This is a genomic window from Streptomyces sp. ISL-87, assembly GCF_018614095.1.
Lineage (GTDB): Bacteria > Actinomycetota > Actinomycetes > Streptomycetales > Streptomycetaceae > Streptomyces.
In genome coordinates this window covers 16746-30665 of the sequence record NZ_JAGGOY010000025.1, presented here as the reverse complement: position 1 = coordinate 30665, position 13920 = coordinate 16746, and the positions used below count along the sequence as shown (strand labels likewise).

Genomic DNA, 13920 nt, shown 5'->3' with positions numbered 1-13920 from the left:
CCCTAACCCTGAAGTTTAGGGTTAAGACTGTGTCTGTTCCTTGGACTCTTCCGAACAGGACACTAAGTCGACAAGTAGCGCGTGTTCAACGAACACGCCGAACCTCCCGTTTTTCTTTTCACCCTATGTGATCACCCGTATCGCTGGCCAACCAGGGTGTGTCGCTGTTCGACTCGACGTCAACTCCCGGACACCGCAGGGGCGGTGGGGACGCTCACGTCAAAGCGGTCAGCCCCGGGCGCGGCTTTCAGCAGAGCGGTCAGCGCGCGGCTCTTGGCCTCACCCAGTTCGCCGCTCCCCCACACGACGGTCCGGCCCTCGGTCAACTCCAGCACGACCGAGTCGTACGACCGCACCTTGACCTGCACGGTCTCCTTGGCGACCGCTTCCGGGAGGCTCCCGGCGATGCCCACCGCCTCGCGCAGCAGCCGCTCCCCGTCGAAGCGGCGGCCGCTCGGCGAGTGCTCCGCTGACAATTCGAGGACCGGAACGCCTCCGGGTGCTTTCGCCACCGTGTCGAATCGCATACCCGAAGCGTCCACTTCGACGAAGTCGGCGCCCTTCTTGACGAGAAGTACGGGTTTGCGTTCCGTCACCTTCAGCCCGATTCCGTGCGGCCACGCCCGCACCACATCGACCGAATCGATGCGGGGCAGCCTGCCGCGGAGCCGGCCCGCGATCTCGTCCGTGTCGACGCTCACCAGCGGTGCGCCGACGGGCACGGCCGCGGCGGACAGCACCTGCTCGGAGGTGAGCACCTCGGTGCCGCTCGCCGTGACCTTCTCGACGCGGAGCCAGGAGGAGCCGTAGAGCACCCAGGTGCCGCCCCCGGCGAGGATCACCGCGGCGGCGAGGGCGGCCAGCACGGGCCCCCGGCGCAGACGGCTGCCGGGGCCCCGCGGGCCGGACCTCTTCGACGACTTCGGGGGCTTGGGAGAGCCGGAGCCCTTTCGGGCAGACCGGTCAGAGCCTGGGGTGCCGCGCTGTGCGGTCGTCGCTCCGGCCACTCCTGTGCCTCCTGGGTCAGTGCTTTCCGCCTCAGCGGGCTCTGCGTGCGGCGATCGCCTCGTAGACCAGGCCGACGAGCAGGTCGTCGGCGTCCCGGCGGCCGAACTCGGCGGCGGCGCGGGACATCTCGTACAGGCGGTGCGGATCGGACAGCACCGGGAGGACCTGGCTGAGCACCCACTCGGGGGTCAGCTCCGCGTCGTCCACGAGCAGGCCGCCGCCGGCCTTGACCACCGGCTGGGCGTTGAGCCGCTGTTCGCCGTTGCCGATCGGCAACGGTACGTAGGCGGCGGGCAGCCCGACGGCGGAGAGTTCGGCGACGGTCATCGCGCCCGCACGGCACAGCATCATGTCGGCGGCGGCGTACGCGAGGTCCATCCGGTCCACGTACGGTACCGGCACATACGGCGGCATCCCGGGCATGTTGTCGACACGCGGCAGTTCGTTCTTCGGCCCGACCGCGTGCAGGATCTGGATCCCGGAGCGCTGGAGGGTCGGCGCGACCTGCTGGATCACCTCGTTGAGGCGGCGGGCGCCCTGCGAGCCGCCGGAGACCAGCAGGGTCGGCAGGTTGGGGTCCAGGCCGAACGCGGCGCGCGCCTCGGGGCGGACCGCGGCCCGGTCGAGGGTGGAGATCGAGCGCCGCAGCGGGATCCCCACGTAGCGGGCGCCGCGCAGCTTGCTGTCGGGGGTGGAGACCGCGACGGCGTGCGCGTACCGGGAGCCGATCTTATTGGCCAGTCCCGGCCGTGCGTTGGCCTCGTGGACGATGATCGGCACCCCGAGCCGCTTGGCGGCGAGGTAGCCGGGCAGGGCCACGTAGCCGCCGAAGCCGACGACGCAGTCCGCCTTGGTGCGCTCCAGGATCTCCTCTGCGGCCTTGATCGTGCCCCGGAGCCGTCCCGGGACCGTGATCAGCTCGGGGGTTGGCTTGCGGGGCAGCGGTACGGCGGGGATCAGCCCCAGCTCGTAGCCGCGCTCGGGCACCAGGCGGGTTTCGAGTCCGCGTTCCGTGCCGAGGGCGGTGATGCCCACGGAAGGGTCCTGCCTGCGCAGGGCGTCCGCGAGGGCGAGCGCCGGCTCGATGTGGCCGGCGGTCCCCCCACCGGCGAGTACGACATGCACCGAAATTCACCGCTCTCCGGACGGACGCTTCTTGACGCGCCGTCTCATCGACTTCCATCTCTGCCCGGTCCGCTTCCAGCCGGTCTTCGGCTGGCGCATCGCGAGCGCCGCGCGCGCCGCCGGCTCCTCCCGCGCGAAGGCGATGAGCAGTCCGACCGCGAACATGGTCGGCAGCAGGGCTGACCCTCCGTAGGAGAACAGCGGGAGCGGGACCCCGGCGATCGGCAGCAGACCGAGCACCGCACCGATGTTGATCACAGCCTGCGCCGTGATCCACGTGGTCACGCCTCCCGCGGCATACCGTACGAAGGAGTCCTCCGTGCGTCCGGCCACGCGGATACCCGCATAGCCTAGAGCCGCGAACAGGGCGAGCACCGACAGCGTCCCCGCCAGACCCAGTTCCTCCCCTGTGATGGCGAAGATGAAGTCGGTATGGGCTTCTGGCAGTTGGCCCCATTTTTCCACACTGGCACCCAAACCGGAACCGAACCATCCGCCGGATGCGAGGGCGTAGATCCCGTGGACGGCCTGCCAGCACAGGTCGTTCCTGCCGGGATCGGTCGCGCCGAGGCACGCGAGCCGGTCCATCCGGTGCGGGCTGGTCTTGATGAGCAGTGCGACGATCACACCCGCGAACGCCAGCACTCCCATGAACATCCGCGTCGGCGCACCCGCCAGCCACAGCAGGCCGAACAGGATGGCCCCGAGGATCATCGCGGTACCCATGTCCCCGCCGAGCATGATCAGCCCGAGCAGCAGGAACGCCACCGGAACCAGCGGCACCAACAGGTGCTTCCACTGGCTCAGCAGGTCCTTGTCGCCCTTGCGGGCCAGCAGGTCCGCGCCCCACAGGATCAGGGCCAGCTTGCCGAACTCACTGGGCTGCAACATGAACGGACCACCAAGGGAGATCCAATTCTGGTTGCCGTTGATCGCCACCCCTATCCCGGGGACCTGGACCAGGACCATCAGGAACAGCGTGCCGGCGAGCACCGGGTACGAGAGCGCCCGGTGCAGTTTGACCGGCATCCGGGAGGCGACCAGCATCAGTCCGGTGCCGATCAGGGCGGCCAGGAACTGCTTCTTGAAGAAGTACGCGTCGCCCAGGCCCAGCTGGAGCGCCTTGATCATGGAGGCCGAGTAGACCATCACGAGACCGAGCACGGTGATGAGCAACGAGCTGCCGAAAATCAGGTAATACGCGGTGAGCGGCCGGTCCCAGGCCTTGCTCAACTGTCTTTGCGTACGCCGGAACCGGGCCAGCGGCCCGCGCCCGGCGGGCCGCTTTACACTCACCGGCGGGCGCTTGCGGCCTTGTGCCTTCACGGCGGGCGGCCGCCGCCCCGGCAGCACTTGCTTGGCCGGCATCTGTGATCTTCCCCTCCACTCGTACGAGGCGAGCAGCCGGTCGGAAGGGAACCACGTACCCTGGATCGACCTAGGCGCTCTCGGCGGCCAGTTCGCGCACCGCGTCGGCGAATGCGTCCCCACGCTTGTTGTAGTTCGCGAACATGTCCATCGAGGCGCAGGCGGGTGCCAGCAGGACCGTGTCCCCGGGCTCGGCCATCCGGGCCGCTTCCCGGACCGCTGCGAGCATCGCCCCAGTGTCGGTCCGTTCGAGGTCGACCACCGGGACCTCGGGGGCGTGTCGCGCCAGCGCATCGGCGATCAGCGCCCGGTCGGCGCCGATCAGCACCACACCGCGCAGCCGCTTCGCCGACTTCTGTACGAGCTCGTCGAAGGTCGCGCCCTTGGCGAGGCCGCCGGCGATCCAGACGACGGGTTCGAAGGCCGCGAGCGAGGCCTCGGCGGCGTGCGTGTTGGTGGCCTTGGAGTCGTCGATGTACGTGACCCCGCCGACCTCGTCCACGTGGGCGACCCGGTGCGCGTCCGGCCGGAAGTTCCGCAGGCCGTCGCGGACCGCACGCGGCTCGACGCCGAAGGCGCGGGCCAGCGCGGCCGCGGCCAGCGCGTTGGCGATGTTGTGCGGGGCCGGCGGGTTGACGTCCTTGACCTCGGCGAGCTCCTGGGCGTTCTTCTGCCGGTTCTCCACGAAGGCCCGGTCGACGAGGATGCCGTCCACCACGCCGAGCATCGAGGGGCCGGGGGCGCCGAGGGTGAAGCCGATCGCCCGGCAGCCCTCCTCCACGTCGGCCTCGACCACCAGGGCCTCGGTGGCCGGGTCGGCGACGTTGTAGACGCAGGCGACCCGGTTGCCCTCGTAGATCCGGCCCTTGTCGGCGGCGTACGCCTCCATCGAGCCGTGCCAGTCTAGGTGGTCCGGGGCCAGGTTGAGCACGACCGCGGAGTGGGCGCGCAGCGAGGGCGCCCAGTGCAGCTGGTAGCTGGAGAGTTCGACGGCGAGTACGTCGTACTGCTCCTCGCCGAGGACCACGTCGATGATCGGGGTGCCGATGTTCCCGACGGCGGCGGTCCTCAGGCCCGCGGCCTTCAGGATCGACGCCAGCATCTGGGTGGTGGTGGTCTTGCCGTTCGTCCCGGTGATGGCGAGCCACGGCGCCGGTTCCCTGCGGGACGCACCGGCCGCGGCCTCCCCGGACCGTGCTGCGCGCAGGTCCTCGCCGACCTCGCGAAGCAGCCAGGCGATCTCGACGTCGCCCACGACGTCCACGCCGGCCGCGGCGGCGGCCGCGAACAGCGGGCTGTCGGGCTTCCAGCCCGGCGAGGTGACCACGAGGTCGGTGCCCTCGGGCAGGACCTCGCCCGCCGGGGCACCGCCGTCCAGGTGGCCGAGGCGGACCTCGATGCCCTGCTGCGCCAGCTCGGCGGCCCGCGCGCGGTGCGCATCGCCGTCTCCGTTGTCGACGACGGTCACCCGCGCGCCGAGGCCGGCCAGGGCGCGGGCGGCACTGATGCCGCTCACGCCGAGGCCGGCGACGGTGATGTTCTTGCCCTGCCAGGCGGTCACTTGTCGGCTGCCCATCCTGCGTAGAAGAGACCGAGACCCACGATCACGCACATGCCCTGGATGATCCAGAAGCGGACCACCACAAGGACTTCGGACCACCCCTTGAGTTCGAAGTGGTGCTGCAACGGGGCCATCCGGAAGACGCGCTTCCCGGTCATCTTGAACGAGCCGACCTGGATGACCACCGACATGGTGATGAGGACGAAGAGGCCGCCGAGCAGCGCGATCAGGAACTCCGTGCGGGAGCAGATCGCGAGGCCGGCGAGCGCGCCGCCGAGCGCGAGCGAACCGGTGTCACCCATGAAGATCTTGGCGGGCGAGGTGTTCCACCACAGGAAGCCGAAGCAGGCTCCCATCAGGGCGGAGGCGACGACCGCGAGGTCCAGCGGGTCGCGTACCTCGAAGCAGGCCGCCGGGTTGGTCAGGCTGTCCGCGTTGGCGCAGGACTCCTGGTGCTGCCAGACGCCGATGAAGGTGTAGGCGCCGAAGACCATTACGGCGGCGCCGGTGGCCAGGCCGTCCAGACCGTCGGTCAGGTTCACGCCGTTGGACATGGCCAGGATCATGAACAGCGCCCAGACGACGAACAGCACCGGGCCGATCGACCAGCCGAAGTCCGTGACGAACGACAGCTTGGTGGAGGCCGGGGCCAGCCCGCGCGAGTCCGAGAACTGGAGTGCGAGCACGGCGAAGGCGATGCCGACGATCAGCTGGCCGGCCATCTTGGCCTTGGCCCGCAGACCCAGCGAACGCTGCTTGACGATCTTGATGTAGTCGTCCAGGAAGCCGACCAGGCCCATGCCCGCCATCAGGAACAGCACGAGCAGACCCGAGAAGGTCGGCTCACTGGAGGTGATCACCTTCGTCAGGACGTACGCGATCAGCGTCGCCAGGATGAAGGAGATACCGCCCATGGTGGGCGTGCCCTTCTTCCCGGCGTGGCCGCGTGGCCCGTCGTCCCGGATGAACTGGCCGTAGCCCTTGCGGGCCAGACCCTTGATCAGCAGCGGGGTGCCGATGAGCGTGAGGAAGAGTCCGATGACTCCGGCGAACAGGATCTGCCTCATCGGTCGGCGACCTCGCCCTCGCGCTCCAGCAACGCCAGCGCGACCCGCTCCAGTCCGATCGACCTGGAAGCCTTCACCAGCACGACGTCCCCCGGGCGCAGTTCACTGCGCAACAGGTCGACCGCCGCCTGCGCGTCGGACACGAGCACCGACTCCTCACCCCACGAACCCTCGTTATATGCGCCCAGTTGCAGCCAGGACGCTTCCCTGCCCCCGACTGCGACGAGCTTGCTCACGTTGAGCCGGACGGCAAGCCGTCCCACCGCGTCGTGCTCGGCCAGCGATGCGTCACCGAGCTCGGCCATGGGGCCCAGCACCGCCCACGTACGCCCCCCGTTCGCCCTGGCGGCGCCCCCCATCGCGGCAAGCGCGCGCAGAGCGGCCCGCATGGACTCCGGGTTCGCGTTGTAGGCGTCGTTGACGATCGTCACACCGTCCGCCCGCTCGGTGACCTCCATCCGCCACCGGGACAGCGTGCCCGCTCCGGAGAGCGCGGTGGCGATCTCCTCGACGGACATGCCCAGGACATGGGCAACGGCGGCCGCGGCGAGCGCGTTCGACACGTGGTGCTCACCGTACAGCCGCAAGGTCACATCGCTGCACCCGGTCGGTGTGTGGAGTGTGAAGGCGGGCTGTCCCCCGGGAGTCATACGCACTGCCGTGGCTCGTACGTCGGCGTCCTCGGCCTCGCCGAACAGGACGGTACGGGCCTTCGTGCGGGCGGACATGGCGCGCACCAGCAGGTCGTCCGCGTTCAGTACGGCGACTCCGCCGTCGGCCTCGGCGGGGAGGGCCTCGACCAGCTCTCCCTTGGCCTGGGCGATCTGCTCACGGCCCCCGAACTCGCCGATGTGGGCCGTGCCCACGTTGAGTACGAGGCCGATGCGCGGCGGGGTCAGGCCGGCGAGGTAGGCGATGTGGCCGATGCCGCGGGCGCCCATCTCCAGTACCAGGTGCCGGGTTCCGGCCGTGGCCCGGAGGGCGGTGAGGGGCAGGCCGATCTCGTTGTTGAGGGAGCCGGGGGTCCACACGGTGGGCGCGTGGCTCTGGAGGACCTGCGCGATGAGGTCCTTGGTGGAGGTCTTGCCGGCCGAGCCGGTGAGCGCCACCACGTCGGTGCCGAGGCGTTCGACGACGGCCCGGGCGAGGGCGCCGAGCGCCTTCTCCACATCGGGGACGACGATCGCGGGGACACCGACGGGCCGGGCCGCGAGGACGGCGGCGGCCCCGGCGGCGACCGCGCGCCCGGCGTAGTCGTGGCCGTCGACGTGTTCGCCGTCGAAGGCGGCGAACAGGCTGCCGGGCTCCACCTTGCGGGAGTCGATGACGACCGGTCCGCTGATCCGCACGGACGGATCCGGTATGTCGTGGGGCCGCCCGCCGGTGATGTCGGCGATCTCGGCCAGGGAGAGGTCGATCACTGGTTCACCTCGGCCTGTCGGGCATGGAGCGCTCGGGTCTCGATGGCGCTGCGGAGCACCGCGCGGTCGTCGAAGGGACGTACGACGCCGGCCGTGTCCTGGCCCTGCTCGTGGCCCTTGCCGGCCACCAGGACGGTGTCGCCGGGCTCGGCGCGCGCGACGGCGGCGGCGATGGCCGCGGCCCGGTCGGCGTCGACGAGCACGGTGCCCCGCTCGGCGGGCGGTACGGACACGGCCCCTTCGAACATCGCGGCGAGGATCGCGAGCGGGTCCTCGGAGCGCGGGTTGTCGGAGGTCAGGACGGCGGTGTCGGCGAACCGGGCGGCCGCGGCGCCCATCGGGGCGCGCTTGGTGGTGTCGCGGTCGCCGCCGCAGCCGATCACGATGTGCAGCTTGCCGGTGGTGACCTCGCGCAGGGCGCGCAGGACCGATTCGACGGCGTCCGTCTTGTGCGCGTAGTCGACTACGGCGAGGTACGGCTGGCCCGCGTCCACCCGCTCCAGCCGGCCGGGGACCCCGGGCACGGCGGCGACGCCGTCGGCGGCGGTCTGCGGGTCGAGGCCGGCCGCGGCGAGCGTGACGATCGCGGCGACGGTGTTGGCGACGTTGAACGGGCCGGGCAGCGGGGCGGTGGCCCGCACGCGCTGTCCTTCCGGGCCCACCAGCGTCAGGGTGGAGTCCATCTGCCCGGAGACCACGTCCTCGGCGCGCCAGTCGGCGGCCGGGTCGCCGGCGGCGGAGAAGGTGAGGACCGGGATCGCCGACTCCTTGGCGAGGCGGCGGCCGTACTCGTCGTCGATGTTGACCACGCCGAGGCGGGCGCGGCGCTCCGTGAAGAGCTGCGCCTTGGCCTGGAAGTAGTCCTCCATGTCGGAGTGGAACTCCATGTGCTCCGGGCTCAGGTTGTTGAAGACGGCCACGTCGAAGACGCATCCGTCGACCCGGCCCAGCACCAGGGCGTGGCTGGAGACCTCCATGGCCACGGCCTCGACGCCGCGTTCGCGCATGACGGCGAACAGGGCCTGGAGGTCGGTGGCCTCGGGGGTGGTGCGCTCGGACTTGATGCGCTCGTCGCCGATGCGCATCTCGACCGTGCCGATCAGCCCGGTCGTACGTCCGGCCCCGCGCAGGCCGCCCTCGACGAGGTAGGCCGTGGTGGTCTTGCCGGAGGTGCCGGTGATGCCGAGCTGGAGCAGGCCTTCGCCCGGGTGCCCGTAGATCGCGGCGGCGAGCTCGCCCATCCGGCCGCGCGGTTCGGCGACGGCCAGGACCGGGAGCCCGGTCGCGGCGGCCCGTTCGGCGCCCGCGGGGTCGGTCAGCACGGCGGCGGCGCCCAGGGCGGCCGCCTGGGCGGCGAAGTCCGCGCCGTGCAGCTTGGCGCCGGGCAGGGCCGCGTACAGGTCGCCGGGGCGCACGGCACGGGAGTCGTGCGTGATGCCGGTGATCTGCGGGGACTCCGCCGCGGTGGCCGCGCCTGGGGCTTCGACTCCCAGCAGGGCGGCCAGCTCGCCGAGGGGTGTCGGACGCGCGGACACGGGCCGGGGCGCTCCCGGCGGCGCTGCCGGGGCGTCTTTCTGGGTGGTTCTGGGCTGATCAGCGTGGGGCACGGCGGTGAGCGTACCGGGCGCAGCGGGCCCGTTGCGAAGCGAGGGCCCGGCCGCGGAGCCGGCGGCCGATTGGTTCCCGGGTTTCGGGGTGATCGTTGTCACTGATGGTGCCTCACGGTTCTTCTGGCGGGCCGGCCGGACGGGCGGGTCACCGAGCGGGCTGGGTGCCCGGTTCGAAAGTGACCGGCAGCCCGGCGGGGGCGGTTCCGGTGGGGGCGACCTGGAGGGTCTTGAGGGCGAACTCCATGACCCGCTTGTAGATGGGGCCGCAGATCTGTCCGCCGAAGTAGCTGCCCTTCGTGGGGTTCTGGATGGCGCAGTACACGGTGACGCGGGGGTTGTCGGCGGGTGCGAATCCGGCGAAGGAGGCGGTGTAGCCCTTGTAGCGGCCGGTGGCCGGATCCACCCGGTTGGAGGTGCCGGTCTTGCCGCCGACCCGGTAGCCGGGGATGCGGGCCTTGGTGCCGGTGCCCTCCTGGTCGTCGACCACGGATTCCAGCATCGCGGAGAGGGTCCTGGCGGTCTCCTCGCTGACCACGCGGTGCTTCCCGGGCGCGGGGGCCGGGGTGAACCGGCCGTCGGGGCCCTTGGTGCCGCGGACCAGGGTCGGCTCGATGCGGACCCCGCCGTTGGCGATGGTCGAGTACACGGAGGTCGCCTGCATGGCGTTGAGGGACAGGCCCTGGCCGAAAGGAATCGTGTACTGCTGGGAGGTGGACCAGTCCTCGGGCTTGGCGAGGATGCCGCGGGACTCGCCGGGGTAGTTCAGGCCTGAGGGCGCTCCGATGCCGAATCTGGTCAGGTAGGAGTGCAGGACCTTGTTGGCCTCGGGCTGGGTGGGGCCGAGCTGGCCGGTGGCCAGGATGGTGCCGATGTTGGAGGACTTGGCGAGGACCCCGTTGAGGGTCAGGTACCAGGTCGGGTGGTCGACGTCGTCCTTGAACAGCCGGTCGCCGCGGTGCAGCCGGTTGGGGACCTCCACGTGGGTGTCGGCGGTGGCCTTCTTCTCCTCCAGTACGGCGGCCATTGACATCACCTTGGCGGTGGAGCCGGGCTCGTACACGTCCTGGAGGGCGGCGTTGCCCATGGCGGTGGATCGCGCCTTGGTCAGGTCGTTGGGGTCGAAGCCGGGGGCGTTGGCCATGGCCAGCACCTCGCCGGTGCGGGTGTCCTGGACGATGACGTAGCCGCGGTCGGCGCCGGACTTCTCGACCTGTTCGGTGATGGCGCTCTGCGCGGCCCACTGGATGTCGCGGTCGATGGTCAGCTCGATGTCGTCGCCGGGTACGGCGGGCTTCTCGCTGGATCCCGCGGTGGGCACGCGGCGGCCGCCGGACTGGGCGTAGGTGAGCTCGCCGTCCTTGCCGGCGAGCTTCTTGTCGAGGGAGGACTCCAGTCCGCCGCCGCCCTTGCCTTCGGCGTTGACGTAGCCCAGTATCCCGGCGGCCAGGTCTCCGCCCGGGTACACGCGCTTGCTGCTGTTCTCGTTGAACACGCCGGCGAGGACGTTGGCGCCGGGGCCGTTGTTCTTGCGGTCTGCGGCGGCCTTGTCGGCGAAGACCCGCTTGAGGTCCTTGATCTGGTTCCAGACCTGGGGGGTCTGGCGGCGGGCGAGGACGACGTAGCGGGTGTTCTTGGTCTTCAGGCGCCCGGTGAGCTCCTTGGCGTCCTTGCCGAGGATGGGCGCGAGGAGGGCGGCGGCCTGCTCGGGGGCGTCGGGGGCCTTGCTCTCCTGGGGGGTGAACATCTTGGGGTCGGCGGTGATGTCGTACGCGTCGACGCTGGTGGCGAGGGCGACGCCCTTGCGGTCGGTGATCTCGCCGCGCTCGGCGGCCAGGGTGTAGCTCGCGAAGCGGTTCTCGGAGGCCTTGGCGGAGTACGAGGAGGCGTCGACGGCCTGTACCTGGAGCAGCCGCACGACGAAGGCCAGCATCACGAGGGTCAGCCCGACGCTGACCAGCCGCAGCCGGGGCCGGGGGCTCCCGAGCCGGATGGTGTGCGGTTTCCTCGCGGGGGCGGGCCTGCGCGTGGCGGGCCGGGTCGCCGGGGTCCGCGCGCCGGTGGCCGCCCGGGCCCGCCCGGGCCCCGGCACCCGCCGCCGCGGCTCTGACGGCCTCACGCCACCACCCCGCCGAGCCGTACGAACGCCGACGGGGCTGGATCTGTCCGGGCCGGGGCGCCTTCGGCCCCGCCGGAGATTGAGGCGCGGGTTCGGGCGGGGCCCGGGGAACGGGGGAAGGGCGGGGTGGGGGAAGGCCCCGCAGGGGTCCGCGTCACGGCGTCGTCACCTTCCGGGGGTCTGGCTGGGCTGGGGGGTTGCGGTGGGCGCAGCCGGGGCGCCCTGCGGGGAGTCGGCCGGGGCTGCGCTCTGGGGGGCGTTCTGCGCGGGCGACGGGGTGGCCGTCCCGGCACCGCCACCGGACGGGGCGGCCTGGGCAGCCGAGCCGGACGGGGGAGCGGCCTGGGCGGCGGGGCCGGCTGGGCTCTGGGCAGCCGTCGGCGGGGCGGACGGCGGCGGGGGTTCGGACGCGGCTGCCGCGGTGCCGGTGATCTTGCCGTCGGGGCCGATGAAGACCGGACTGCCGCCCGGGACCAGGCCCAGCTCGTGCGCCCGGCGCTGGAGCGCGTCCGGGGCCGAGTAGCCGTCCACGTCCCGCTGCAGCGCCTGCTCCTCGTCCGTCAGCGCGGTGGTCTCCTTCTTCAGCTTGGTCAGCTGGAAGGAACCCTGGTTCAGCGCCGAGTTCAGGAGCAGGAGGCTGATCAGACCGCCGCCGAGCAGGGCCACCACCAGCAGGACGAACGGCATCCGGGCCGCCTGTCCGGCGGCCCGCTGCCCGAACCGTGGCCCGCGTTTGCTCACAGTCGCGCCTCCCGGATGCGCTCCACCCCGCGGAAGCGGGCAGGGGCGGCCCGTCGGTTCTCGGCGATCTCCTCCTCGGTGGGGAGCTCCGCCCCGCGCGTGAGCAGCTTCAGCTTCGGCTGGTACTTCTCCGGAACCACCGGCAGCCCCGGCGGCGCCGTCGAGGCCGCGCCCGCCGCGAAGACCTGCTTGACCAGGCGGTCCTCCAGGGAGTGATAGGAGAGCACCGCGATCCGGCCGCCGACCGCGATGCGGTCCACGGCCGCCGGGATCGCCCGCTCCAGCCCCGACAGCTCCCCGTTGACCTCGATCCGCAGCGCCTGGAAGGTCCGCTTCGCCGGGTTGCCGCCCGTCCGCTTCGCCGCCTGCGGCAGCGAGTCCCGGATCAGCTCGACCAGCCGCGCGCTGTTGGTGAACGGCTCATTCTCCCGCTCGCGCACGATCGCGGACACGATCCGCTTGGCCTGCTTCTCCTCGCCGTACTGGCGCAGGATCCGGACTAGCTCGCCCGGCGCGTACGTGTTGAGGACCTCCGCCGCGCTGATGCCGGTCGTCTGGTCCATCCGCATGTCCAGCGGCGCGTCCTGCGCGTAGGCGAAGCCGCGGTCGGCCTCGTCCAGCTGCATGGAGGAGACGCCCAGGTCGAACAGGATGCCCTGGACGGTGGGGATGCCGAGGCTGTCCAGCACCTCGGCCAGGTCGGCGTAGATCGCGTGGACCAGGGTGGCCCGGTCGCCGAAGGGCGCGAGCCGCTCGCCGGAGAGCCGCAGGGCCTCCTTGTCGCGGTCGAGGCCGATCAGGTGCGCCTCGGGGAACCGGGTCAGCAGGGCCTCGCTGTGGCCTCCGAGGCCGAGGGTGCAGTCGACTACGACGGCCCCCGGCCTCTCCAGCGCCGGGGCCAACAGGTCCAGGCACCGCTGGAGCATCACCGGGACATGTCGGGACTCGCTAGTCAAAGCGCCCTCTCAGATAACGGCGCGGCAGGCGTACGCCGCGCCGCGCACGCGGAGTTTTACCAGGGGGCCGGGCGGCCGGTGAGGGCCGGGCTCCGGCCGGTTCGCGTCACTTTAGTGCAACGGTCGCCGCGGTCAACGAACCGCCCCGCGCGCCGGGCTCCCCCTCTCCCGGCGAACCCCCAAAAGCCGCGAACCACCCGAATAGCCTCCCCCGCCCCACCCCTGTGGGTTAGCTCACAACAAGTCCTGTTGACGTTCTTTGTCCACCCTCACTCCATGCCTCCCCGAGCTGTGACCACTAACGTCGTATCCATGACGACTTCCGCATCCCTGCCTGCCGAGTCCGCGCCCCCGGTGTCCGGTGGCGGTTCCGTCACCGACCGGCTGGTCGAGGCGAACCGGCGCTACGCCTCGGAATTCGCCGATCCCGGCATGGACGCCCGCCCGGTCCTGCGGGTGGCCGTGGTGGCCTGTATGGACGCCCGCCTCGACCTGCACGCCGCCCTCGGCCTGGAGCTCGGCGACTGCCACACCATCCGCAACGCCGGCGGTGTGGTCACCGACGACACCATCCGCTCGCTCACCATCAGCCAGCGGGCACTGGGCACCCGCGCGGTGATACTCATCCACCACACCGGCTGCGGTCTCGAAACCCTGACCGAGGACTTCCGGCACGAGCTGGAGGACGAGGTCGGCCAGCGCCCCGCCTGGGCCGTCGAGGCCTTCCGCGACGTGGACCAGGACGTGCGCCAGTCCATGCAGCGGGTCCGGACGAACCCCTTCCTGCCCCACAAGGACGATGTGCGAGGCTTCGTCTTCGACGTGCACACCGGGCTCCTGCGGGAGATCGACCCCGCCTCTTGAGTGACACAAGGCCGTAGCGCCGTCAAGAATGCGGGGAGACGTCACCCGGAAAGCCTCCGGGCCGGCGTCCGCGTTGTTGAGGT

The 13920-nt window shown here is 71.4% G+C and carries 11 protein-coding genes; 1 reads left to right on the top strand and 10 read right to left on the bottom strand.

Annotated features, from left to right (window positions below):
- Window positions 1-179 precede the first annotated feature (179 nt).
- From J7I97_RS09650 to rsmH, 10 genes are all read right to left on the bottom strand, one after another.
- Window positions 180-1007 carry an FtsQ-type POTRA domain-containing protein gene (locus J7I97_RS09650; RefSeq protein WP_214932815.1) on the bottom strand — a complete coding sequence of 276 codons (828 nt, stop codon included), beginning with the start codon at window positions 1005-1007 and terminating at the stop codon, window positions 180-182.
- Window positions 1008-1038: 31 nt separating this feature from the next.
- Window positions 1039-2133: an undecaprenyldiphospho-muramoylpentapeptide beta-N-acetylglucosaminyltransferase gene (gene murG, locus J7I97_RS09645; RefSeq protein ID WP_214932813.1), complete on the bottom strand. Its 1095-nt coding sequence runs from the start codon at window positions 2131-2133 to the stop codon at window positions 1039-1041.
- 6 nt (window positions 2134-2139) lie between these two features.
- A complete protein-coding gene (gene ftsW / locus J7I97_RS09640) occupies window positions 2140-3501 on the bottom strand; it encodes a putative lipid II flippase FtsW (RefSeq protein WP_214932812.1) in 1362 nt (453 codons plus the stop codon).
- A gap of 70 nt (window positions 3502-3571) precedes the next feature.
- A complete protein-coding gene (gene murD / locus J7I97_RS09635) occupies window positions 3572-5077 on the bottom strand; it encodes a UDP-N-acetylmuramoyl-L-alanine--D-glutamate ligase (RefSeq protein WP_214932810.1) in 1506 nt (501 codons plus the stop codon).
- On the bottom strand, window positions 5059-6129 hold the full coding sequence (gene mraY / locus J7I97_RS09630) for a phospho-N-acetylmuramoyl-pentapeptide-transferase (RefSeq protein WP_214932809.1): 1071 nt from the start codon (window positions 6127-6129) through the stop codon (window positions 5059-5061). The genes murD and mraY overlap by 19 nt, the downstream gene beginning before the upstream one ends.
- Window positions 6126-7550: a UDP-N-acetylmuramoyl-tripeptide--D-alanyl-D-alanine ligase gene (gene murF, locus J7I97_RS09625; RefSeq protein ID WP_214932807.1), complete on the bottom strand. Its 1425-nt coding sequence runs from the start codon at window positions 7548-7550 to the stop codon at window positions 6126-6128. Before murF ends, mraY begins: the two co-directional genes overlap by 4 nt.
- Window positions 7547-9259 carry a UDP-N-acetylmuramoyl-L-alanyl-D-glutamate--2,6-diaminopimelate ligase gene (locus J7I97_RS09620; protein WP_214932805.1) on the bottom strand — a complete coding sequence of 571 codons (1713 nt, stop codon included), beginning with the start codon at window positions 9257-9259 and terminating at the stop codon, window positions 7547-7549. The genes murF and J7I97_RS09620 overlap by 4 nt, the downstream gene beginning before the upstream one ends.
- 46 nt (window positions 9260-9305) lie before the next feature.
- Window positions 9306-11276, bottom strand: a complete 1971-nt coding sequence (locus J7I97_RS09615) for a penicillin-binding protein 2 (protein WP_214932804.1) — start codon at window positions 11274-11276, stop codon at window positions 9306-9308.
- A gap of 165 nt (window positions 11277-11441) precedes the next feature.
- Window positions 11442-12017 (bottom strand): hypothetical protein, encoded by a 576-nt coding sequence (locus tag J7I97_RS09610; RefSeq protein WP_374195450.1) that lies wholly within the window; start codon window positions 12015-12017, stop codon window positions 11442-11444.
- Entirely contained in the window at window positions 12014-12943 is a 930-nt protein-coding gene (rsmH, locus tag J7I97_RS09605; RefSeq protein ID WP_251049389.1) for a 16S rRNA (cytosine(1402)-N(4))-methyltransferase RsmH, read from the bottom strand. The genes J7I97_RS09610 and rsmH overlap by 4 nt, the downstream gene beginning before the upstream one ends.
- A 306-nt stretch (window positions 12944-13249) precedes the next feature.
- Between rsmH and J7I97_RS09600 the strand changes: the two genes are divergently transcribed.
- Entirely contained in the window at window positions 13250-13837 is a 588-nt protein-coding gene (locus J7I97_RS09600; RefSeq protein WP_214932800.1) for a carbonic anhydrase, read from the top strand.
- Window positions 13838-13920: the final 83 nt, after the last annotated feature.

Excerpts from the sequence above, each read along its gene's own strand:
- ftsW (WP_214932812.1), bottom strand. The coding sequence starts at position 3,501 with ATGCCGGCCAAGCAAGTGCTGCCGGGGCGGCGGCCGCCCGCCGTGAAG.
- murD (WP_214932810.1), bottom strand. The coding sequence starts at position 5,077 with ATGGGCAGCCGACAAGTGACCGCCTGGCAGGGCAAGAACATCACCGTC.
- rsmH (WP_251049389.1), bottom strand. The coding sequence starts at position 12,943 with ATGCTCCAGCGGTGCCTGGACCTGTTGGCCCCGGCGCTGGAGAGGCCG.
- J7I97_RS09600 (WP_214932800.1), top strand. The coding sequence starts at position 13,250 with ATGCCTCCCCGAGCTGTGACCACTAACGTCGTATCCATGACGACTTCC.
- mraY (WP_214932809.1), bottom strand. The coding sequence starts at position 6,129 with ATGAGGCAGATCCTGTTCGCCGGAGTCATCGGACTCTTCCTCACGCTC.